The sequence below is a fragment of the Pseudotabrizicola sp. L79 genome, assembly GCF_036553525.1.
In the GTDB taxonomy this organism is placed as follows: Bacteria; Pseudomonadota; Alphaproteobacteria; order Rhodobacterales; family Rhodobacteraceae; genus Pseudotabrizicola.
Genome location: NZ_JAZHDA010000052.1, coordinates 244,336 through 266,261, shown reverse-complemented (window position 1 = coordinate 266,261; position 21,926 = coordinate 244,336). Strand labels below are relative to the sequence as shown.

Here is a 21,926-nt window from a genome sequence, read left to right as displayed (position 1 = left end):
GTCGGGTCAACCTTTGGCCGGTCTGGAGAAGGGGGGGCAAGGGCATTCATGCGCCGCTTAGTAGCCGAAGGTAAAGCGGCGGGTCAGCATCAACGACACCGATCCCTGATCGCGTGAGCCGAGGGCCGTGATCGGGCTGTCGGCGGCATCACCTTGCAGGCGGTCATAGTTGATCGTGCCTTCCAACGCCCAGGCATTGCCAAGGTCGTAGGTGGCCGCAATCTCGATTCCGGCCGAAACAAGCCCGGCACCGGGGGTATAGGTGGCAAGGCCGCTGGTCAGGGTTTCGGCAGCGGTCACGCCGAAATAGGTGCGGGTATAGCGGCTGGAACCATACAGAAGGCGCGGGCCGACGCTGAGTTTGAACTCAGGCGTTGAAACGGCCTTCCAGTCGGCGCCCAATTCGGCAACCATGCTTTCATGGCCGATCACGCCATAGCGCAGATCGGCAAAGGCGCGCCAATCGGTGGCCTCATAGCCAAGGCCAAAGCCGATTTCGACCGAGGTTTTCAGATCGGTCAGGCCGGTCAGTTCCGGGTTGTCTTTGGCCTTGCGGTCGCCGATCACGCGAAACGCGCCGCGCAGACCAAAGCCCAGCTTTTCAGCGTTCGGATCGGGCGAGCCGAATTGCAGGGGCCCGAACGACAGGCCATTGACCGAAAGCTTGCCAGTCGGGCCAAGCCCATAGCTGTCGGCCCCGAAATACGACGGAGCGTAGGTTCCGCCAAAGCCCAGCGTCACACTCAGGCCATCTTGCGCCGTGGCCGGAAGCGCCACGAAGGCAGTCGAGGCGGCACAAGCGAGGGTGGCGGCCAGTCGTTTCGGTGTCAGCATCATCAGCCACTCCATCACATTACAAATTCCAGACGCCTGTGTGTCAAACTTGGCGCAAATTTACAAGGCGGCATTACGACAGGGCCGGCACTGGAAGGCTGTTTTGCCACCCAAACCACCGCCCCGACCAAGGGCGCGCGGCCAAAGGGCGCTGCTTTGCGCCCGATGCTGAAACATGCTGAAACTATTCGTTCAGGGCACGCCGTTCTGCCCAGACGTGCGGGCCATGCGGTGTTTCGGTGGCGGGGGTAAGGTAAAGGGTGAGAGGCTGGACAACGACCCAAGCGGGGCTCGTTACGGCTGCTTCCTTCCGGACCTGACCGGGTTGGCGAGGTGCCTGCCCGCGCCAACCTCTCACGCGGTGAAATAGGCGAGGGCCAAGCGATTTGCAAGCCCCGCGATGGCGCTTAGGGCAGCAAACCCGCCCAGGCCGCGCCATCTTGCAGGTTGGATGCAATGAAATGTGCGAATTTGCCCGAAGGCGGGTGGATATCTGGCACCTGCACCACCCGCATTCCGGCCAGATGGGCCGATTCTGCACCCGGTTCGCTGTCTTCGAACACAAGACAACGCGCCGGATCGGCCTGCATCTGGGTGGCGGCCAGCAGATAGGGCTCGGGCGCGGGTTTCGGGTGGGTGACATCCTCGCGCACGATAACGGTGTGAAAAGCGGGCAGCAGGCCCGACCGCGTCAGCTTGTCCATCGCCGTTGCGCGCCCGGATGACGTGACAAGCGCCAGACGGTGCCGGGTGGCAAGGCTGTGCACCAATTCGGTGGCACCGGGTTTCAGCGGCACGGCGCTGGACATTGCATCATGAAACCGCTGGTTCCAATCGGCCTGCAATGCGGGCAGATCGACCTGCGGATACCATTCGCGGATCTTGCGGGCCACGGTGGGTTGATCGACACCAACCAGATCATGCAGCCGCGCCAAGGCATCATCATGGCCAAAGGCCGCAAACGTGGCGGCCCCGGTGGTCAGGGCAAGGCTTTCTGTATCCAGCAGCGTGCCGTCCAGATCAAACAGAATGGCGTCATACATCGGGCGGCCCTTTCGCGGTTGCGCGGCCTGCCTATCAAAGCTGCTCGCGGGGCGAAAGAAGGCATGGTCAGGGTTTGCGGTTTGCAAGGCCGCGTGCCATGAAGCCAGCGAACAGGGCAGGGGTGGCAACATGCTGCATGCGGAAACGGTGGTCTTTGGCGGGTCGGGGTTGGACCGGGCCGCGCAGTTGCGGGGCGACGGGGTGGCGCAGGCGCGCTTGCTGGCATCGGGCAAGGTGTTGCCGGTGTGGCGCGGCAAGCCGCTGATTGCCGGGGGCGGCGCCCTGGCCTGGGTTGCGGCGGGCCATCCGGTGCTGGAAACGGCGGCGCCCGTGATTTTTCTGGGGATGGACGGGGGCACCGCCTGTTTCGCCGCCGATCTTTCGAACTGGCAACCGGCCCATGTGGTTCTGCCCGAGCCGCCGCTGTTTCTGGACCCGACGGATCAGCAACACCCGTTGCTGCCCGAAGGTCAGGTGTTCAGCGAATTGCGCGCGGTGATGACCCGTCTGACCCCGCGGGAGGCCGAGTTGGCCGCAACGGCGCGGGCTGTGCTGCAATGGCACAAGACGCATGGCTTTTGCGCGGCCTGTGGGCAGCCATCGGTTGTGGTTCAGGCAGGGTGGCAGCGGTCTTGCCCGGCCTGCGGCGCGCATCACTTTCCGCGCACCGACCCGGTGGTGATCATGTTGGTGCAGCGTGGCAATGCGGTGCTGATCGGGCGCAGTCCCGGCTGGCCCGAGGGCATGTATTCCTGCCTTGCCGGATTTGTCGAGCCGGGCGAGACGGTCGAAGCGGCCGTGCGCCGTGAGGTGTTCGAGGAAACCGGGGTGAAGATCGGGCCGGTGCGGTATCTTGCCAGCCAGCCTTGGCCCTTTCCGGCCAGCCTGATGATCGGCTGCCATGGCGAGGCGCTGACAGATGCGATCATCCTTGATCCGGCAGAGCTGGAAGATGCGATCTGGGTCAGCCGTGAGGACATGGTCACCATCATGGCCGGGGCGCATCCGCGCATAAAACCGGCCCGCAAGGGGGCAATTGCGCATTTTCTGATCGAGAACTGGCTTGCAGACCGGCTGGTTTAGCCCCACCTTGCGCACAACCGGAAAACCGGATCCAGACCAGCAACAGACGGGCAGTTTATGCAGCTTTCTTCACGCACCGATATCGAGGCCCCGCTGGATTACGTCTATGTGGCGCTGACCGATTTCGAAGGGTGGGAGCGCGCGGCGATGCGGCGTGGGGCAGATGTGGCGCGCACCGATAATCTGCGCACGCCCGGCCCCGGCATGGCATGGAAGCTGGATTTCCGCTTTCGCGGCAAAGACCGCAGCCTGACCCTGCGCCTGACGGATCTGGAGCCTGACACCCGGCTGGCCTTTGCCGGCGGCGGGCGGATGTTTGAAGGCGACGGCAAGCTTGAGGTCGTCAGCCTTGCCCCGAACCGCACAAGGCTGACCCTGAAACTGGAGATGCGCCCCCTGACATTGGGGGCGCGGCTGGTGATGCAGTCGGTGAAACTGGCCAAAGGCAAGGTGCAAGACCGCCTGAACAAACGGATGGCGGGCTTGGCGCTGGAATTGGAACAGCGCTACGCCTCGACCCGGCGGCGTTAAGGCGCGCGGTCAGCCGCGCAACCTGTCAGACGGATAGACACCCAGGATGGTGACGTTCTTGGTGAAATACGCCAGTTCTTCCAGCGCAAGGGCCACATTCTGATCCTCGGGGTGGCCTTCGATATCGGCGTAGAATTCGGTCGCCATGAAACTGCCGCCCACCATATAGCTTTCCAGCTTGGTCATGTTGATGCCATTGGTCGCAAAGCCACCCAGCGCCTTATACAGCGCCGCCGGAATGTTGCGGACGCGGAAGGTGAAGGTGGTGATCATGTGATCTGACCGGCGGCTGTGATCGGCGGTGCGCGACATCACCAGAAAGCGTGTGGTGTTGTTCTTGTGATCTTCGATATGGCGGGCCAGCACATCAAGGCCATAGATCGACGCGGCCAGTTCGCTGGCAAGGGCGGCGCGGGTGGTGTCACCGGCTTCGGCCACTTCCCGCGCGGCGCGGGCATTGTCAGAACTGACGCGCCCGCGAATCCCGTGGCGTTTCAGAAAGCCCGCGCATTGCGGCAAGATCACCACATGGCCATGCGCCTCGCGCACATCCTCTAGCCTGGCGCCGGGAACGCCCAACAGATTGACATGCACGCGCACAAAGGCCTCGTCCACGATGTGCAGCCCGGCCTTGGGAAGCAGGCTGTGCACATCGGCCACCCGGCCATAGGTGGAATTTTCCACCGCCAGCATGCCCAGATCGACCTCGCCTGACCGAGTCATCTCGATCACATCTTCGAATGTCTGGCAGGGCACAGCCTCCATTTCTGGTCTGGATTGCTGGCAGGCCTGATGGGAATAAGCCCCCAATTCACCCTGAAATGCGATGCGACCGGTCATCCAAAGGCTCCGTCTTGCGAAAAACCCTGCGAAAAGGGCGATTGGTCGCGGTCCTACACCTTGAAACCGACCGGGGGAAGCGGTTAGAAGCCACGCCAGACCTATGCCAAGGGAAGGCGCGACATGTTCGACACGATGACGATGACCAAGGTGACGGGCGCTCTGTGTGGATCGCTTCTCGTTTACATGCTGGGGGGCTGGGCCGCCGAGACGCTGTATACCACCCATGCCGGTGGCCACGGCGAAGACGGCGAAATCCAGCAAGCCTATGTGATTGATACCGGCGCGGGTGAAGAAACCGCCGCCGCCGAAGAAGGCCCCGATTTCGCCACGCTGTATGCGTCGGCGGATGCGGCGGCGGGCGAGAAGGTGTTTGCCAAGTGCAAAGCCTGCCACAAGCTGGACGGATCGAACGGCACCGGGCCGCATCTGGATGGCGTGGTTGACCGCGCCAAGGCCTCTGTCGCGGGCTTTGGCTATTCTGATACCCTGATCGGCATGTCGGCCGAGGCATGGACGCCGGAAAACCTGGACGGCTTCTTGCACAACCCCAAGGGCTATGCGCCCGGCACCAAGATGTCTTTCGCGGGTCTGCCCAAGGCACAAGACCGCGTCGATGTGATCGCCTATCTGGCGACCGTCAACTGATCTGGGCCAGATGGCCCCGGAATGGCCGCCCGATTGGGCGGCCTTTTCATTTGTTGCGCCCTGCTCACGCAATCGCAACTTGAGCCATCGACATTCCGCGCTTTACTTCCCTAAATGGATGCAAGTCGCATCAAAGCGGCACAGACAGGGGAAAGACCGGATGACAAAGCACTGGATGGGATTGGCCGCCGGACTGATCGCCGCCGTTTCTGCGGCCCATGCCCAAGACGGGGTGACCGTTTCGCATGGCATATCGACCTTTGGCGAGTTGCGCCTGCCTGCCGATTTCACCCATCTGCCCTATGTGAACCCCGACGCGCCCAAAGGCGGCGAGATGAGCCAGTGGGCCTTTGGCGGCTTTGACAGCATGAACCCCTATTCGGTCAAGGGCCGTGCGGCGGGCCTGTCGTCGATCATGTATGAATCGATCCTGCAGGGCACGTCGGATGAAATCGGCGCCGCCTATTGCCTGCTGTGCACCACGCTGGAATATCCTGCCGACCGGTCTTGGGTGATTTTCAACCTGCGCGACGATGTCACCTTTTCCGACGGCACGCCGATGACGGCTGACGATGTGCTGTTTTCCTATGAAACCTTTTTGTCCAAGGGCCTGACCGATTTTCGCACCGTTCTGGCGACGCAGGTTGAAAAGGTAGAAGTGCTGGGCCCCCACCAGATCAAGTTCAGCTTCAAGCCGGGGTTCCCCACCCGCGATCTGCCCGCCGATATGGGCGGCTTGCCGGTGCTGTCCAAGGCCCATTATCAGGCCAATGCGCTGGATCTGGAGGAAAGCAGCCTGACGCCGTTTCTGGGCACGGGCCAATATGTGCCCGACCGCGTGGATGTGGGCAAATCCGTGTCTTACAAGCGCAACCCAGACTATTGGGGCAACACGCATCCGCTGAACATCGGGCGCGGCAATTTCGACAGCATTCGCCTTGAATATTATGGCGATTATGATGCCGCCTTTGAAGGTTTTAAGGCCGGGAATTACATGTTCCGCAACGAGGCCAGTTCGATCAAATGGGCGACGGGCTATGATTTTCCCGAAGTGGCTGGCGGTCAGGTGATCAAGGCCGAGCTTGACGATGGCAACAAGGCAAATGGCCAAGCCTTTGTCTTCAACCTGCGGCGCGAGAAGTTTCAAGATCCGCGCGTGCGCGAAGCCATTGGCCTGATGTTCAACTTTGAATGGTCAAACGCCACGCTGTTCTACGGCATCTATGCCCGCATCAACTCGGTCTGGGAAAACTCTTGGCTGGCGGCCGAAGGTGTGCCCAGCCCGGAAGAAGTGGCCATTCTGCAGCCGCTGGTCGATCAGGGGCTGCTGCCTGCTGACATCCTGACGGATGAGGCTGTGATGGCCCCGGTTTCGGGCGATCGCCAGTTGGATCGCGGCAATCTGCGCCGCGCCAGCGCCCTGCTGGAGGAGGCCGGGTGGATCGTGGGCAATGACGGCATTCGCCGCAATGCCAAGGGCGAAACGCTGGTGGTCGAGTTCCTGAATGACAGCCCCAGCTTTGATCGGGTGATCAACCCCTATGTCGAAAACCTGAAAACCCTTGGCGTCGATGCCCGCCTGACCCGGGTGGACAATGCCCAGATGGAAAGCCGCACGCGCAACCCCAGCTATGATTTTGACGTCATCGTGGGCAATGCGCGGTCGGGTTACATCTCGGGGTCCGAGTTGAAGCAGTATTACGGATCCGAAACGGCGGATGTGTCGGTGTTCAACGTGATGGGGCTGAAGTCGCCGGGGATCGACCGGTTGATTGATGTGGTGATGGGCGCGCAATCGCTGGACGAACTGACGGTGGCCACCAAGGCGCTGGACCGCGCCCTGCGGGCCGAAAGGTTCTGGGTGCCGCAATGGTTCAAGAACAAGCACACGGTTGCCTATTACGACATTTACGACCATCCCGAAACACTGCCGCCCTATGCTCTGGGCGAGTTGGACTTCTGGTGGTACAACGCAGAAAAAGCGGCGGCTCTGAAAGCCTCGGGTCTGCTGCGCTAACGACAAGAACGGGCAGAACAGGCTTATGGGCGCCTATATCCTTCGGCGAGTGTTGCTGATCATCCCGACCTTGTTCGGGATCATGCTGATCAACTTTGCCCTGACGCAATTCGTGCCGGGCGGGCCGATCGAGCAGGTCTTGTCCCGGATCGAGGGCGGTGGCGACAGTTTGCAGGCGATTTCTGGCGGGGCTGATGCTGGTGCCCAGCAACAGGGCGCCGACAGCAACTATGTGGGCGCGCGCGGTCTGGATCCGGCCTTTCTGGCTGAGCTAGAGGTGCAGTTCGGCTTTGCCCGCTTTGTCTGCGAGCCCGGCTTTACCGGCAAGCCCGGCCTGAATACCCCCGAATGCGTGAAAGAGGCCATCCCGGCATGGGAGCGGTTCTTCATCATGATGTGGAACTACATCCAGTTCGACTTTGGCGAGAGCCACTTTCGGTCGATCGGGGTGATGGAACTGGTGCTGGAAAAGATGCCGGTTTCGATCACGCTGGGCCTTTGGTCCACGCTGATCGCCTATCTGATCTCGATCCCCCTGGGCATCCGCAAGGCGGTGCGCGACGGATCGCCCTTTGACACCTGGACCAGCGGCGCAATCATCGTCGGCTATGCCATTCCGGGATTTCTGTTTGCCATCCTGTTGCTGGTTCTGTTCGCAGGCGGCAGCTATTTCCGCTGGTTCCCGCTGCGCGGCTTGACCAGCGACAATTGGGAAGACCTTAGCCTGTTGGGAAAGATCGGCGATTATTTCTGGCACATCACCTTGCCGGTGCTGGCCTCGACGATTTCCAGCTTTGCCACGCTGACGCTGCTGACCAAGAACAGCTTTCTGGACGAGATCAAGAAGCAATATGTGATGACCGCCCGCGCCAAGGGGCTGGCCGAAAGCCGGGTGCTGTATGGCCATGTCTTTCGCAATGCCATGCTGATCGTGATTGCGGGCTTTCCGGCCTTGTTCATCAGCGTGTTCTTCGGCGGCAGCTTGCTGATTGAATATATCTTCTCGCTCGATGGCTTGGGGCAGTTGTTCTACCGGTCGGCGGTCGAGCGTGACTATCCGGTGATCTTTGGCACGCTGTATTTCTTTGGCCTGATGGGTCTTTTGGTCGGTATCCTGTCTGATCTGATGTATGTCTGGATCGACCCCCGCATTGATTTTGAGCGGAGGGGCTGACATGGCACTTTCCCCGCTGAATCAACGCCGCTGGCGGAATTTTAAGGCCAATCGCCGGGCCTTTTGGTCGCTGATCATTTTCAGCATCCTTTACGGCATCTCGCTTTGCGCGGAACTGGTGGCCAATGACAAGCCGCTGCTGGTGTCTTATCGCGGCGAATTGCACGCGCCTTTCCTGCGCTTTTATCCCGAAACTGCCTTTGGGGGCGATTTCAGGACCGAGGCGAAATACCGCGATATCGAGGTGCAGTGCCTGATCATCGCGGGGGGGACCGAAACCTGTTTCGACGACCCCGAAGGCGTGATCGTGGCCGCCGAAAACGGCGCGCTTGCAGACAGCACCGAGGATTTCGTCAAAGGCTGGATCGTCTGGGCGCCGATCCCCTACAGCTTTACCACCATCAATGACATCGGCACGGCGGCGCCTTCGGCCCCTGATTCCCGTCACTGGCTGGGCACTGACGATACTGCCCGCGACGTGCTTGCCCGCGTGATCTATGGGTTTCGCCTGTCGGTCAGCTTTGCGCTGATCGTGACGGCGCTGACATCGATCATCGGCATCGCCGCCGGGGCGGTGCAGGGCTATTTCGGCGGGCTGACCGACCTGATCTTGCAGCGCATCATCGAAATCTGGGGCGCGATGCCGATGCTGTATGTGATCATCATCGTGTCGGCCGTGTTCACCATGAACTTCTGGCTTTTGGTGTTTCTGATGGTGTTGTTTGGCTGGACCAGCCTGATTGGCGTGGTGCGGGCTGAATTCCTGCGGGCACGCAACTTTGAATATGTGCGCGCGGCCAAGGCCCTTGGCGTGCCCGACCGGGTGATCATGTTCCGCCATGTGCTGCCCAATGCCATGGTGGCCACGCTGACCATGTTGCCCTTTATCATCACCGGCACCATCGGCGCCCTGACCAGCCTTGATTTTCTGGGCTTTGGCCTGCCTGCCAGCGCGCCGTCACTGGGCGAGATGACCCAGCAGGCCAAGCAGAACCTGCAGGCGCCGTGGCTGGGCTTTACCGCCTTTTTCACCTTTGCCATCATGCTCAGCCTTCTGGTCTTCATCTTCGAAGGCGTGCGTGATGCCTTTGATCCGCGAAAGACCTTTCAATGACCGTGCTTGACGTCAAAGACCTGAAGATCAGCTTCCGCCAAGACGGTCGGCTGGTGCAGGCCGTGCGCGGTGTCAGCTTTTCGGTGGCCAAGGGCGAAACGGTGGCACTCGTCGGCGAAAGCGGCTCGGGCAAGTCGGTGACAGCGCTTTCTACCGTGTCTTTGCTGGGCGACAACGCGCTGGTTGAAGGGTCGGTCACCTATAACGGCACCCAGATGATCGGCGCCGCCGAAAACGATCTGCGCCGGGTGCGGGGCAATGACATCAGCTTTATCTTCCAAGAGCCGATGACCAGCCTGAACCCGCTGCACACGATTGAAAAGCAACTGGGCGAAAGCCTGGCCCTGCATCAGGCGCTGACAGGCGCGGCGGCGCGGGCGCGTATTCTTGATCTGCTGAACAAGGTTGGCATCCGCGATGCGGAAAGCCGTCTTGGGTCTTATCCGCATCAACTCTCGGGCGGGCAGCGCCAGCGTGTGATGATCGCCATGGCCCTGGCCAACGGCCCCGAACTTCTGATCGCCGATGAACCGACAACGGCACTGGATGTGACCATTCAGGCCCAGATCCTTGATCTGCTGGCCGAACTCAAGGCGACCGAAGGGTTAAGCCTGTTGTTCATCACCCATGACCTTGGCATCGTGCGGCGCATTGCCGACAGGGTTTGCGTGATGCAGGCCGGCGAGATTGTCGAGCAAGGCCCGACCGCCGAAATCTTTGCCAACCCGCAGCACCCCTATACGCAAAAGCTGTTGGCAGCTGAACCCAAGGGCCAGCCCGACCCGGTGCCCGCGGGCGCGACAGAGGTGGTCAGCACCCAAGGTCTGCGCGTGTGGTTTCCCATCACGGCGGGCCTGCTGCGCCGCACGGTGGGCCATGTAAAGGCCGTGAACGCCGCCACCCTGTCGGTGCGCGAAGGCGAGACGCTGGGGGTGGTGGGCGAGTCTGGCTCGGGCAAGACCACTCTGGCCTTGGCTATTCTGCGGCTGGTGCCCTCGACCGGGCCGATTGTGGTGCTGGGGCGGGATATTTCGGGCCTTGGCACGGCCCAATTGCGCCCGGTGCGGCGCGATATGCAGATCGTGTTTCAAGACCCCTATGGCAGCCTGAGCCCGCGCATGACGGTGGCCGAGATCATCGCCGAAGGGCTTGGCATCCACGCTGGCGGCGTGTCGGGTGACCGGCAACAGATGGTGGCCGAGATCATGGCCGAGGTCGGCCTGGACCCGGCCACGATGGGGCGCTATCCGCATGAATTCTCGGGCGGGCAGCGACAACGCATCGCGATTGCGCGCGCTATGATCTTGCGGCCCAAACTGGTGGTGCTGGACGAACCGACCAGCGCGCTGGACATGACGGTGCAGGTGCAGATCGTCGATCTGCTGCGCAAGTTGCAGGCCAAATGGGGGCTGGCCTATATCTTTATCAGTCATGACCTGCGCGTGGTCCGAGCGCTGGCGCATAAGGTGATGGTGATGCGGGCCGGTGATGTGGTTGAATCCGGCGAAAGCCGCTTGATTTTCGACGCACCGCAGACCGAATATACCAAAGCGCTGATGGCTGCGGCTTTCGGCGTCTCCAAAGTGAAAGAGTTTGTGTGAAGATCCTTTTTCTGCATCAGAATTTTCCGGGTCAATTCTTACATCTTGCACCGGAACTGGCCCGGCGAGGCCATGATGTGATGGCGCTGACCGATGCGGTGAACAACCGTCAGTCCACGGTCAAGACCGCCCGCTACAAGCATGAGGGCATGAAGGTTGATCCGGCGCAGACCCGCTTGGGCCGAAACTATACCACGATGAGTGACCGTGGCGTCACCGTGGCCCGTGCCTGCCAGCGCCTGCGGGATGAACAGGGCTATCGGCCTGATGTGATCTTTGGCCATTCGGGCTGGGGCGAGACGCTGTTTCTGGATGAGATCTGGCCCGAGGCCAAGCTGCTGGTCTATGCCGAGTTCTATTACAAAGGGGCGGGGGCGGATGTCGGGTTTGATACCGAGTTCACGCCCTATGGGCTGGATCAGGTTCTGATTGCACGGGGGCGTGCCGCGCATCTGGGGCAGGCGGTGCTGCATGCCGATGCGGCGCTGTCGCCGACGGTCTGGCAGGCCAGCACCTATCCGGCCAGTATCCGGCCGCGCATTCGCGTCATTCATGACGGGGTCAATACATCGGTGATGCAGCCCAACCCCGAGGCCAAGGTGCGCTTGCCGAACGGGGCGACGGTGGCGGCAGGGGATGAGGTGCTGACCTTTGTGAACCGTAACCTCGAGCCTTATCGCGGCTATCATATCTTCATGCGAGCGTTGCCCGAAATTCTGGCAGCCCGGCCGCAGGCGCAGGTGATCATCGTGGGGGGGGATGAGGTCAGCTATGGGGCGGCGCCGAAAGGGGCGAAGGGCTGGAAAGAGCTGATCCTGAGTGAGGTGCGCGACAAGATCGATCTGAACCGCGTTCACTTCATGGGGAAGGTGCCTTACCCGGTCTTTGTGAATGTCATGCAGGTCAGCCGGGCCCATGCCTATCTGACCTACCCGTTCGTTCTGTCGTGGTCGATGCTGGAGGCGATGGCGGCGGGGTGTCTGGTGGTGGGGTCGAAGACGGCCCCGGTGGAAGAAGTGCTGACCCATGAAAAGACCGGGTTGCTGGTTGATTTCTTTGATGTAAAGGGCTGGTCTGAGACGCTGATTGATGCGCTGGCCAAGCCCGAGAAATATCAGCCGCTGCGGGTGGCGGCGCGGGAATTTGCGGTGCAGAATTACGATCTGAAAACCGTTTGCCTGCCCAAGATGGTTGAATTCATCGAGAGTCTGGGGCCGCAAGGGCAGTGATGTGTTTGGGGGTGTCTGTGGCAGAGACGCCCGCCGGGCCCTGAAAAATCAAGGGCTTGTCTACCCGAATTCATACCCTGTTCAGAATTGGCCCGACAGCATTGGCCCCGGTGAGGGGGAACAGACCCCACCGGGTGCCGCTTAGAACACATCCACCAGATACAGGATGATGATGATCGGGATCGGGATGCCGATCAGCCAAGCGAAGATGCCTTTCATGGGAAAACTCCTTTTGCCCGTCACTGCGATCAGAACGCCGCAGGCAGGGTTTGGGTTCCCGTTGGCAAAACCGGGGGCACAGGGCCGGGGGCGCCCCCGCCCGAGTTGGGGCGGGGGGCTGTGGTGGATCAGCGCGAGAACTTTTTGTGCTTCACGCGCTTGGGTTCGACGGAATCGGCGCCAAGGCGGCGGATCTTGTCTTTTTCATATTCGTCGAAATTGCCTTCGAAGAATTCCACATGCGCATCGCCTTCGAAGGCGAGGATATGGGTGCAGAGGCGGTCGAGGAAGAAGCGGTCGTGAGAGATGATCACGGCGCAGCCCGCGAATTCTTCGATCGCGGCTTCCAGGGCTTGCAGGGTTTCGACGTCAAGATCGTTGGTCGGTTCGTCCAACAGCAGCACATTGCCGCCGGATTTCAGCAGTTTGGCCATGTGAACGCGGTTGCGTTCCCCACCCGACAGGATGCCGACCTTTTTCTGTTGGTCCGAGCCTTTGAAGTTGAACGACGAGCAATAGGCGCGGCTGTTCACCTCGGCATCGCCCAGAACCACGATATCAAGCCCATCCGAGATTTCTTCCCAGACGTTCTTGTTCGGATCAAGGCTGTCGCGCGACTGATCGACATAAGACAGTTGCACGGTTTCCCCCAGGGTGATGGTGCCGCTGTCAGGCTGTTCCTGCCCGGTAATCATCTTCATCAGCGTCGATTTGCCGGCCCCGTTCGGGCCGATCACGCCGATGATGCCGCCGGGGGGCAGCATGAATGTCAGGTTTTCGATCAGCTGCTTGTCACCCATCGCCTTTGACACGTTTTCAAATTCGATGACCTTAGAGCCAAGCCGCGGCCCGTGCGGAATGATGATCTGGGCGCGGCCAACAAGTTCCTTGACCGATTCATCGGCCATTTTTTCATAGGCGCTGATCCGGGCCTTGGATTTGGCCTGACGGGCCTTGGCCCCGGCGCGAATCCATTCCAGTTCCTTTTCCAGAACCTTTTGCTTGGCCTTGTCTTCGCGGGCCTCTTGCGCCAGGCGCTTGGCCTTGGCGTCAAGCCACGAGGAATAGTTGCCTTCGTGCGGCAGACCGCGGCCCCGTTCCAGTTCCAGAATCCAGGTGGTGATGTCATCCAGAAAATAGCGGTCGTGGGTGACGGTCAGGATGGTGCCCTTATACTCGATCAGGTGCTTTTGCAGCCACGCGATGGTTTCGGCATCAAGGTGGTTGGTCGGTTCGTCGAGCAAGAGCATATCTGGGGCTTCGAGCAGCAGTTTGCACAGGGCCACGCGGCGACGTTCGCCCCCGGACAGGGTGCTGACATTGGCATCATCGGGCGGGCAGCGCAGGGCCTCCATCGCGATATCGACCTGATTGTCGAGTTCCCACAGGTTCTCGGCGTCGATCTCATCTTGCAGGCGGGCCATTTCTTCGGCCGTCTCGTCGGAATAGTTCATTGCCAGTTCGTTATAGCGGTCAAGCTTGGCCTGCTTTTCCGCCACGCCCAGCATGACGTTGCCGCGCACATCCAGCGACTCGTCCAGTTTGGGTTCCTGCGGCAGATAGCCAACCTTGGCGCCCTTGGCGGCCCAGGCTTCGCCCTGAAAATCCTTGTCCCAGCCGGCCATGACGCGCAGCAGGGTGGATTTACCGGCACCGTTGACGCCGACGACGCCGATCTTAACGCCGGGCAGGAAGTTGAGGCGGATGTTCTCGAACACTTTCTTGCCGCCGGGATAGGTCTTGGAGACGCCATCCATGTGATAGACATACTGATAGGAAGCCATGGCCTGTGATCCCGTGTGATGATCTGAATTGCCCCCCAGATAGGCGAAACACGGCCAAGGAGCAATGCACGGGCGCGGCGGTTGGGGGACTGGCGGGAAAAAAAGCGGGGAAAGGGGCGGGTGCCGGGTGGGTCTGCGCTGTGGCCGGCATTGACTTTGCCGTGCCAGACCGATGAAACGGGGGCGACGGCACGCGGGAGGGCGGCGATGCGGGCGGGGTTTCCCCATGCGGAAAAGGGGCAGGTGATTGGCCTGTTGGGCGGGTCGTTCGACCCCGCGCATGACGGGCATGCCCATATCACGCGTGAGGCGATCAAGCGGCTGCATCTGGATCAGGTCTGGTGGCTGGTCACGCCCGGCAACCCGCTGAAGGCCCGCCAGCCTGCACCGATGGCGCAGCGGATGGCGCGGGCGCGAGCGGTGATGCAGCACCCCAGGGTGCGGATCACCGATCTGGAGGTGCATCTGGGCACGCGCTATACCTATGCCACGATCCGGCGGTTGCAGGCGATGTATCCGGGGGTGACGTTTGTCTGGCTGATGGGGGCCGACAATCTGGCGCAGTTGCACCGCTGGGACCGGTGGCAAGATATTCTACGGGCCTTGCCGGTGGCGGTGCTGGCGCGGCCGGGCAAGGGGCTGCGGGCGCGGCTGAGCCATGCCGCGCAGGTGTTTGGCCAAGCGCGGTTAAAGCGGGGCGAGGCGCTAGAGTTTCGTGCCCCCCCGGTCTGGGCCTTTCTGAACCTGCCGATGCACAAGGCCTCGTCCAGCGATATCAGGGCGCGGGGGGAATGGCGCAGTTGAAAAGCGGCGGGCCCGTGGCGTAGGCTGCGGACGGGTTGAGGGATTTTGTCGGTGATGTTTTCAAGACGCGGGTTTGTGCAGGCGGCGCTTGCGGGGCTGATGGTGCCGGTGGGGCAGGCTTGGGCCGAGGCGCCCGACCGCTCGCCCCGGCCTGTGCCGCGTGGGGGCATGGCCTCGGCCGATGGGTTGGTGGCGGCGGCCAAGCTGACCGGGGTGGTCAGTTTCGTGGTGATGGATGCCGACAGCGGCGCGGTGCTGGAGGCTCGGGCGCCAGATCAGCCGGTGCCGCCCGCCAGTGTCGCCAAAGCGGTGACGGCGCTTTACGCGCTGGAGCGGTTGGGGCCGGAGTTTCGCTTTGCCACGCGGGTGCTGGCGACCGGGCCGGTTGTGGGCGGTGTGGTGCAGGGGGATCTGGTGCTGGCAGGGGGCGGAGATCCGACCTTGCAGACCGATCAGTTGGGCGATCTGGTGGCGGCCTTGGCGCAGCGCGGGATCACCGGGCTGTCGGGCCGGTTTCTGATCTGGGACGGGGCCTTGCCGACGGTGACGCAGATTGCCGACGATCAGCCGGTGCAGGTGGGATATAATGCCAGCCTGAGCGGGCTGAACCTGAATTTCAACCGGGTCTATTTCGAATGGAAGCGGCAGGGCGCCGGGTGGGGCCTGACGATGGATGCCCGGGGCGAGCGGTTTGTGCCTGCGGTGACGATGGCGCGGATGAAGGTGGTGGGGCGCGATGCGCCGCTGTTCACCTATGCGCGGAACGGTGTGGCCGAGGATTGGACCGTGGCCGAAAGCGGTCTGGGCAAGGGCGGGGGCCGCTGGTTGCCGGTGCGGCTGCCCGGTCTTTATCTGGCCGAGGTGTTCCAGACGCTGGCCCGCGCCCAAGGCATCGCGCTGGGCCAGCCCGAGCGGCTGGAGGCCGAGCCGGTGGGGCAAGAGCTGGCCCGGGTCGAAAGCGAACCGCTGACCGAGGTGTTGCGCGATATGCTGCGGTTTTCCACCAATATCACGGCGGAATGCGTGGGGTTGCGGGCCTCGGGCGCGGGCAGTCTGGCAGAGTCGGGGGCGGCGATGACCGACTGGGTGCGGGCGCGCTATGGCGTGGGAAATCTGCATGTCGATCATTCGGGCCTTGGCGCGGCCAGCCGGGTGACGGCGGGCGATCTGGCGCGGTTGCTGCGCGGGGCGCGGGGCACGGCACTGGCCGGGATCTTGCGCGATGTCGGGATGAAGGATGCGCAGGGCAAGGTGATCAAGGATCACCCCGTCAAGGTGCTGGCCAAGAGCGGGACGCTGAATTTCGTCTCGGGGCTGGCGGGGCATATCCGGCCAGCGCAGGGGCGCGATCTGGTGTTTGCCATCTTTGCCGCCGATGTGCCCCGGCGTGAGGCCCTGGCCGAAGCGGACCGCGAGGTGCCGCCGGGGGGCGAGGCCTGGACACGGCGGGCGCGGGCGCTGCAGGCGCAACTGATTTCTCGCTGGGCCGAGGCGTTCAGCTGAGGCAGGTGCAGCCGGGGCCAGTCGGGGCAGGCCAAGGGCCCGCCCCGGCCGCAATCAGAATGCGCAGCCGGGCTTGATGCCCAGTTTCTTGAAGATCATCGCAGCCGGGCAAAAGCCGGTGAAGGCCGATTGCAGCATGTTCACGCCGATAAAGGCGGTGAACCAGATGAACAGCGGCGACACCCACAGGGTCAGCGCGACCGAGAGCAGGGTCATGATGCCAGCAAAGGCAAGAACGGAACGATCAAGGGTCATGGGCTTGGGCCTTTTCATAAAGCGACCCGCCCGATATAACCCGGCCCTGATATAAATTCAAGAACGTGAATGTTACGGCTTCATATGCCGCACCCGCGCGCCCCATTCGATGGCGGCGGCATGCAGGCGGTCGATCGCCAGTTCTTCGCGCACCTCCTCCAGCATGCGCAGTTCCATGTCGCGCAGCTTGCCATCGGCCGAGACGATGTCGCAGGCCAGCGCATAGGCTGTTTCATGCAGGCGTTCGGGCAGCGCATCGCGGATCAGGCCAAACAGGGCCTCTAGCCCGTCTTCTTCTTCAAACAGGTCAAAGACGATCTGGCTGACGCCGGTGATGCGATCAAGATCATAGGCGGCAAAGACCGGCATATGGTTGACCATGCGCTGAATGGCGACCAGTTCCGAGGTGCGCATTTGTTCATCGGCGGCCGAGACTGCCACCATGACGGCGATCAGCGCATCTTGCGCAGACATTGATGAGGGCGAATCCAGCATGGGTTTTCCTTTGACGATTGCGTCAAACCTAAGGGCTGCGCCGCATTGCGGCAAGGGGCGGTGGGTCGCAGGCCCGCAAGCGGCAGCGGCTTTGCCGATGCTAGGCGTTGACCCTTGCGGCGTTGCACTCTAGGAGGTTCGGGCCGGATGCACGGGGCAAACGGCAGCGATGGAGACAGCAATGACGACTTTGCGCGATGCCGCGATGAAATCGAAGGCCTGGCCGTTCGAAGAGGCCCGCGCAATTCTGAAACGCTTTGAGAAGAAGGCGCCGGAAAAGGGCTATGTGCTGTTCGAAACCGGCTATGGCCCCAGCGGTCTGCCGCATATCGGCACCTTTGGTGAGGTGGCGCGCACGACGATGATCCGCCGTGCGTTCGAGGTGATTTCGGACATTCCGACCCGGTTGATCTGTTTTTCCGACGATGTCGATGGCATGCGCAAGGTGCCCGACAATGTGCCCAACCCCGAGATGCTGCGCGAGCATTTGCAGCGCCCGCTGACCAGCGTGCCCGATCCGTTCGGCGAATATGACAGCTTTGGCGCGCATAACAACGCCATGCTGCGCCGGTTTCTGGATACATTCGGCTTTGAATATGAATTCATCAGCGCGACCGAGTTTTACAAATCGGGCCGCTTTGACGAGACGCTGTTGCGCTGCGCGGAACGCTATGACCGGATCATGGCGATCATGCTGAAATCGCTGCGCGAAGAGCGTCAGCAGACCTATTCGGCCTTTTTGCCCATTCACCCTGAAACGGGGCGGGTGCTGTATGTGCCGATGAAAGAGGTGAATGCCAAGGATGGCACCATCACCTTTGATGACGAGACGGGCCGCGAATGGACGCTGCCGGTGACGGGCGGCAATGTGAAATTGCAGTGGAAGCCTGATTTCGGCGCACGCTGGGCCGCGCTGGATGTTGATTTCGAGATGTATGGCAAGGACCATTCCACCAACACCCCGATCTATGACGGCATCTGCGAGGTTCTGGGCGGGCGCAAGCCGAACCACATGACCTATGAGCTGTTTCTGGACGATCAGGGTCAGAAGATCAGCAAATCCAAGGGCAACGGCCTGACGATCGACGAATGGCTGACCTATGCGGCGACGGAATCGCTGTCGTATTTCATGTATCAAAAGCCCAAGACGGCCAAGCGGATGCATTTTGATGTGATCCCGCGGGCTGTGGATGAATATCACCAGCAACTGCGCGCCTATCCTGATCAGGATATTGACGCGCAGGTGAACAACCCGGTCTGGCATATTCACGGCGGCAACCCGCCAGACTCGAAGATGGTGGTGCCGTTCAGCATGCTGTTGAACCTGGCCAGCGTGGCCGGGGCGACCGATGCCAAGGGGCTGTGGGGCTATATCCGCGCCTATGCGCCCGATGCCTCGCCCGAAACGCATCCCGATCTGGACGCCGCCGCCGGCTTTGCCGTGCGCTATTTTGCTGACAAGATCGCGCCGACGCGGGTGTTCCGCCTGCCCGATGCCAAGGAACGCGCGGCCATCGAGGATTTGCGCAGCCGTCTGCTGGCCTGGGAGGGCGGGGCAGATGCCGATGCGCTGCAATCCATGGTCTTTGCCGTTGGCAAGGATCACGGGTTCGAGCCGCTGCGCGACTGGTTCAAGGCGCTGTATGAGGTGCTGCTGGGGGCCAGCGAAGGGCCGCGCTTTGGCGGGTTTGTTGCACTTTACGGCATCAAGGAAAGTGTCGCCCTGATCGACAAGGGCCTGTCGGGCGCCTTGGTCGCCTGACCCATCGGCAACGGGCGGCCCGTTTGACGCCGGGCCCGCCCGCACTATGCTTTCGCTGGGGACTACGTCTGCGAAAGGAAATCTGCCATGCGGGTTACTGCTTTTGTCACTGCCCTGTTTCTGGCCACGGCGGCCACGGCACAGGAAGGCCCGATCCGAAACACCATACAAAGCCAGATTGATGCGTTTCTGGCCGATGATTTTGCGACGGCTTTCAGCTTTGCCTCGCCCACGATCAAGGGCCTGTTTGGTTCAGCGGATCGCTTTGGCCAGATGGTGCAGCAGGGCTATCCGATGGTGCACCGCCCGCAGACCGTGCGGATGCTGGACCTGCGCGAGGTGAATGGGCGGCTGTGGCAAAAGGTGATGATCACCGATCAGCAAGGCCGCACCCATGTGCTGGACTACCAAATGATCGAGACGCCAGAGGGCTGGCAGATCAACGGGGTGCAGCTTTTGCCTGATGTGGGCGTGGGGGCGTGATGCCCAACACGGCCGGGGGTTCGGTCAGGACAGGCCGCGGGTGATACGGTTCACATGGCCCATCTTGCGGCCGGGCTTGACCTCGGCCTTGCCGTAAAGGTGCAGAGCGGTGTTCTTTTCGCGGGCAAGGGCGGGCACACGGGCCATATCGTCGCCGATCAGATTTTCCATCGTGACATCGGCAAAGCGGGTGCCATCGCCCAAAGGCCAGCCCGCAATGGCGCGGATGTGCTGTTCAAACTGGTCAACCGTGCAGCCCTGTTGGGTCCAATGGCCTGAATTGTGCACGCGTGGGGCGATTTCGTTGACGATCAGGCCCGTGTCGGTGACGAAGAGTTCGACCCCCATCACGCCAACATAATCCAGTGCATTCAGGATGCGTGCGGCCAGCAGCACGGCATCGGTGCGCTGGGATGGCGACAGGCGGGCGGGGACTGTGGTGCTGTGCAGGATGCCATCTCTGTGCACATTCTCGCCCGGATCGAAACAGGCGACGGATGCATCCAGCCCGCGTGCGGCGATCACGCTGACTTCAAACCGAAAGGCGACAAAGCCTTCGAGCACGGCCTCGGCCCCGGCCATGGCGGCAAGGGCTGCGGGCGCGTCGGCGGCGGTCATGATCCGGGCCTGACCTTTGCCATCATAGCCCAGACGTGTGGTTTTCAGAATGGCGGGCAGGCCGATCTTGGCGATGGCTGCCTCAAGGCTGGCGGCATCGGTGACGCGGGCATAGGGCGCGGTTTGCAGGCCAAGGCGGGTCAGAAAGTCTTTTTCGGGAATCCTGTCCTGGCTGATGGCCAGCGCGCGGCGGTTGGGCCGTATGGGCCGGATCGCCTCAAGCGCGTCAAGCGAGGCGGTGGGGACGTTTTCGAATTCATAGGTGATGACATCAACGCTTTGCGCAAAGGCGCTGAGGGCCGCGAGGTCTTCGTAGGGGGCGGTGGTCACGCGGTCGGCGACCTGCCCTGCGGGCGGATTGGCGCCGGGTTCATAGATATGCGTCTTGAAGCCCAGACGGCTGGCAGCGACCGAAAGCATGCGCCCCAATTGGCCGCCGCCCAGAATGCCGATGGTTGCGCCGGGGGAGAGGGCATCAGTCATCTTGCGGCTCCTCGGGGATAGAGGCGGACAGAGCGTCGCGCCAGGCATCAAGCCTTGCGCCAAGGGCAGGGTCTGACACCGCCAGAATGCCCGCGGCCATCAGCCCGGCATTGGCGGCACCGGCCGCGCCGATGGCCATGGTGGCAACGGGAAAGCCCTTGGGCATCTGGACGATGGAATAAAGGCTGTCAACGCCCGACAGGGCCCGCGTCTGCACCGGCACGCCGATCACCGGCACCCGCGTTTTCGAGGCCATCATGCCCGGCAGATGGGCCGCCCCGCCCGCCCCGGCGATGATCACCTTCAGCCCGCGGCTGACGGCGGATTTGCCGTAAGACCACAGCCGATCGGGCGTGCGATGGGCGCTGACGATTTTCGTTTCATACGAAATCCCCAGCTCGTCCAGGATCAGGGCGGCTTCCTTCATCGTGGCCCAGTCAGACTGCGACCCCATGATGATTCCCACGTCAACGGCCATTCGTGCCTCCGGCATTGCTGCCTTGGGCGATTACAGCTTGTGCGCCTTGGGGGCAAGCGTTGGGGGCGGTCAGGCGATGATATCGGGGATCATGTCATCTTCGATGCGCACGATCTGGTCTTTCAGGGCCAGTTTCTGCTTTTTCAGCCGGCGCAGCGTCAGTTGGTCGGGGCGACCGGTTTCTTCCAGCGCATGGATGGCTGCGTCAAGATCGCGGTGTTCGCGCCGCAGAACCTCAAGCCGGATGCTGAGCATTTCGTCAAAATTGAGTTCGCTGGGGGCGTTCATGGCGGGGCTCAGTCTCTGAGTCGTTTCTGGTTGTTTGATCATAATATAGCGATTTTCTGGGCCAGCGGGAAGGAATCTGCACCTGTTTTGCCAGAAGTCACAGAGAGTTGCCGGTGGGGCTGCCCTTGCAGTTGGCGCAAGGTGGCCCCATATTTATGACAACCGGGCGCCCTGCGGGGGTCTGGGAACACGATGTCGCTTTTATCAAGGGCACGGGGATCAAGATGACCAAACTCAGCTTCGGCGCGCATCCGTTCCTTTTGGGGTTCGAGCAGCTGGAACGGCTGGTGGAGCGCACCGCCAAGACGACCGAGGGCTATCCGCCCTTTAACATCGAAGCCACGTCAGAAAACGCCTATCGCATCACGCTGGCCGTTGCCGGTTTTTGCGAGGAAGATCTGGCGATCACGGTCGAGGACCGCCAGTTGGTGGTGCGCGGCAAGCAGGGCGATGATGGGCAAGAGCGTGTGTTCTTGCACCGGGGCATTGCGAGCCGCGCCTTTCAGCGCAGTTTTGTCTTGGCCGATGGGGTCGAGGTTGCAGGCGCCAGCATGGAGCATGGTTTGCTGCACATTGATCTGCGGCGGTCGGTGCCCGAAACCGTGGTGCAGACCATTCGCATTGGCAGCAAGTGAGGGG

At 61.9% G+C, this 21,926-nt stretch carries 22 protein-coding genes and 1 other RNA gene; 13 read left to right on the top strand and 10 right to left on the bottom strand.

Annotated features, from left to right (window positions below; translation table 11 throughout):
• Window positions 1–57: 57 nt before the first annotated feature.
• The 3 genes from V3C85_RS14520 to V3C85_RS14510 form a co-directional block, all read right to left on the bottom strand.
• On the bottom strand, window positions 58–837 hold the full coding sequence (locus V3C85_RS14520) for a MipA/OmpV family protein (protein WP_331795915.1): 780 nt from the start codon (window positions 835–837) through the stop codon (window positions 58–60).
• A gap of 256 nt (window positions 838–1,093) precedes the next feature.
• An RNA gene (gene ffs, locus V3C85_RS14515) (signal recognition particle sRNA small type) lies at window positions 1,094–1,190 on the bottom strand.
• A gap of 51 nt (window positions 1,191–1,241) precedes the next feature.
• Window positions 1,242–1,877: an HAD family hydrolase gene (locus V3C85_RS14510; protein WP_331795914.1), complete on the bottom strand. Its 636-nt coding sequence runs from the start codon at window positions 1,875–1,877 to the stop codon at window positions 1,242–1,244.
• 130 nt (window positions 1,878–2,007) lie between these two features.
• Here V3C85_RS14510 and nudC point away from each other — a divergent pair, with 130 nt between their 5' ends.
• Window positions 2,008–2,961 carry an NAD(+) diphosphatase gene (gene nudC, locus V3C85_RS14505; RefSeq protein WP_331795913.1) on the top strand — a complete coding sequence of 318 codons (954 nt, stop codon included), beginning with the start codon at window positions 2,008–2,010 and terminating at the stop codon, window positions 2,959–2,961.
• Between the two features lie 57 nt (window positions 2,962–3,018).
• The gene (locus tag V3C85_RS14500; protein WP_331795912.1) at window positions 3,019–3,492 is read left to right on the top strand and encodes an SRPBCC family protein; all 474 of its coding nucleotides are present in this window, start codon (window positions 3,019–3,021) and stop codon (window positions 3,490–3,492) included.
• Between the two features lie 9 nt (window positions 3,493–3,501).
• Here the strand turns inward: V3C85_RS14500 and V3C85_RS14495 are convergent, their stop codons facing one another.
• Entirely contained in the window at window positions 3,502–4,332 is an 831-nt protein-coding gene (locus V3C85_RS14495) for a prephenate dehydratase (protein ID WP_331795910.1), read from the bottom strand.
• Between the two features lie 123 nt (window positions 4,333–4,455).
• Here V3C85_RS14495 and V3C85_RS14490 point away from each other — a divergent pair, with 123 nt between their 5' ends.
• The 6 genes from V3C85_RS14490 to V3C85_RS14465 all read left to right on the top strand — a co-directional run bounded on the left by V3C85_RS14490 (window position 4,456) and on the right by V3C85_RS14465 (window position 12,115).
• On the top strand, window positions 4,456–4,980 hold the full coding sequence (locus V3C85_RS14490; RefSeq protein ID WP_331795909.1) for a c-type cytochrome: 525 nt from the start codon (window positions 4,456–4,458) through the stop codon (window positions 4,978–4,980).
• Window positions 4,981–5,140: 160 nt separating this feature from the next.
• A complete protein-coding gene (locus V3C85_RS14485; protein WP_331795907.1) occupies window positions 5,141–6,997 on the top strand; it encodes an extracellular solute-binding protein in 1,857 nt (618 codons plus the stop codon).
• A gap of 25 nt (window positions 6,998–7,022) precedes the next feature.
• Window positions 7,023–8,171, top strand: coding sequence for a microcin C ABC transporter permease YejB (locus V3C85_RS14480; RefSeq protein ID WP_331795905.1), 1,149 nt, complete (start codon window positions 7,023–7,025; stop codon window positions 8,169–8,171).
• Window position 8,172: 1 nt separating this feature from the next.
• On the top strand, window positions 8,173–9,285 hold the full coding sequence (locus tag V3C85_RS14475; protein WP_331795903.1) for an ABC transporter permease: 1,113 nt from the start codon (window positions 8,173–8,175) through the stop codon (window positions 9,283–9,285).
• Window positions 9,282–10,886: an ABC transporter ATP-binding protein gene (locus V3C85_RS14470; RefSeq protein WP_331795902.1), complete on the top strand. Its 1,605-nt coding sequence runs from the start codon at window positions 9,282–9,284 to the stop codon at window positions 10,884–10,886. The genes V3C85_RS14475 and V3C85_RS14470 overlap by 4 nt, the downstream gene beginning before the upstream one ends.
• A complete protein-coding gene (locus V3C85_RS14465) occupies window positions 10,883–12,115 on the top strand; it encodes a glycosyltransferase family 4 protein (RefSeq protein WP_331795901.1) in 1,233 nt (410 codons plus the stop codon). The genes V3C85_RS14470 and V3C85_RS14465 overlap by 4 nt, the downstream gene beginning before the upstream one ends.
• Before the next feature lie 347 nt (window positions 12,116–12,462).
• Here V3C85_RS14465 and ettA read toward each other — a convergent pair whose 3' ends face one another.
• Window positions 12,463–14,118 carry an energy-dependent translational throttle protein EttA gene (gene ettA, locus V3C85_RS14460; RefSeq protein ID WP_331795900.1) on the bottom strand — a complete coding sequence of 552 codons (1,656 nt, stop codon included), beginning with the start codon at window positions 14,116–14,118 and terminating at the stop codon, window positions 12,463–12,465.
• 207 nt (window positions 14,119–14,325) lie between these two features.
• Here ettA and V3C85_RS14455 point away from each other — a divergent pair, with 207 nt between their 5' ends.
• Window positions 14,326–14,922 (top strand): nicotinate-nucleotide adenylyltransferase, encoded by a 597-nt coding sequence (locus tag V3C85_RS14455; RefSeq protein WP_331795898.1) that lies wholly within the window; start codon window positions 14,326–14,328, stop codon window positions 14,920–14,922.
• Window positions 14,923–14,976: 54 nt separating this feature from the next.
• Window positions 14,977–16,425 carry a D-alanyl-D-alanine carboxypeptidase/D-alanyl-D-alanine endopeptidase gene (gene dacB / locus V3C85_RS14450; protein ID WP_331795896.1) on the top strand — a complete coding sequence of 483 codons (1,449 nt, stop codon included), beginning with the start codon at window positions 14,977–14,979 and terminating at the stop codon, window positions 16,423–16,425.
• 54 nt (window positions 16,426–16,479) lie between these two features.
• Here the strand turns inward: dacB and V3C85_RS14445 are convergent, their stop codons facing one another.
• Window positions 16,480–16,680, bottom strand: coding sequence for a YgaP family membrane protein (locus tag V3C85_RS14445; protein ID WP_331795894.1), 201 nt, complete (start codon window positions 16,678–16,680; stop codon window positions 16,480–16,482).
• 72 nt (window positions 16,681–16,752) lie between these two features.
• The gene (locus V3C85_RS14440) at window positions 16,753–17,175 is read right to left on the bottom strand and encodes a tellurite resistance TerB family protein (RefSeq protein WP_331795892.1); all 423 of its coding nucleotides are present in this window, start codon (window positions 17,173–17,175) and stop codon (window positions 16,753–16,755) included.
• Between the two features lie 181 nt (window positions 17,176–17,356).
• Between V3C85_RS14440 and V3C85_RS14435 the strand changes: the two genes are divergently transcribed.
• Together V3C85_RS14435 and V3C85_RS14430 are read left to right on the top strand one after the other, a co-directional pair.
• Window positions 17,357–18,937, top strand: coding sequence for a lysine--tRNA ligase (locus V3C85_RS14435; RefSeq protein ID WP_331795890.1), 1,581 nt, complete (start codon window positions 17,357–17,359; stop codon window positions 18,935–18,937).
• Window positions 18,938–19,024: 87 nt separating this feature from the next.
• Window positions 19,025–19,420 (top strand): DUF4864 domain-containing protein, encoded by a 396-nt coding sequence (locus V3C85_RS14430; RefSeq protein WP_331795888.1) that lies wholly within the window; start codon window positions 19,025–19,027, stop codon window positions 19,418–19,420.
• Between the two features lie 24 nt (window positions 19,421–19,444).
• On the opposite strand, the gene V3C85_RS14425 is transcribed toward V3C85_RS14430, so the two are convergent.
• The 3 genes from V3C85_RS14425 to V3C85_RS14415 all read right to left on the bottom strand — a co-directional run bounded on the left by V3C85_RS14425 (window position 19,445) and on the right by V3C85_RS14415 (window position 21,287).
• Window positions 19,445–20,521 (bottom strand): 5-(carboxyamino)imidazole ribonucleotide synthase, encoded by a 1,077-nt coding sequence (locus V3C85_RS14425; RefSeq protein WP_331795887.1) that lies wholly within the window; start codon window positions 20,519–20,521, stop codon window positions 19,445–19,447.
• Window positions 20,514–20,999 carry a 5-(carboxyamino)imidazole ribonucleotide mutase gene (purE, locus tag V3C85_RS14420; protein ID WP_331795886.1) on the bottom strand — a complete coding sequence of 162 codons (486 nt, stop codon included), beginning with the start codon at window positions 20,997–20,999 and terminating at the stop codon, window positions 20,514–20,516. The genes V3C85_RS14425 and purE overlap by 8 nt, the downstream gene beginning before the upstream one ends.
• Window positions 21,000–21,068: 69 nt before the next feature.
• Window positions 21,069–21,287 (bottom strand): YdcH family protein, encoded by a 219-nt coding sequence (locus tag V3C85_RS14415; RefSeq protein WP_331795884.1) that lies wholly within the window; start codon window positions 21,285–21,287, stop codon window positions 21,069–21,071.
• Between the two features lie 224 nt (window positions 21,288–21,511).
• On the opposite strand from V3C85_RS14415, the gene V3C85_RS14410 reads away from it, so the two are divergent.
• Complete coding sequence (locus V3C85_RS14410) at window positions 21,512–21,922, top strand: Hsp20 family protein (protein WP_331795882.1); 411 nt, start codon at window positions 21,512–21,514, stop codon at window positions 21,920–21,922.
• Window positions 21,923–21,926: the final 4 nt, after the last annotated feature.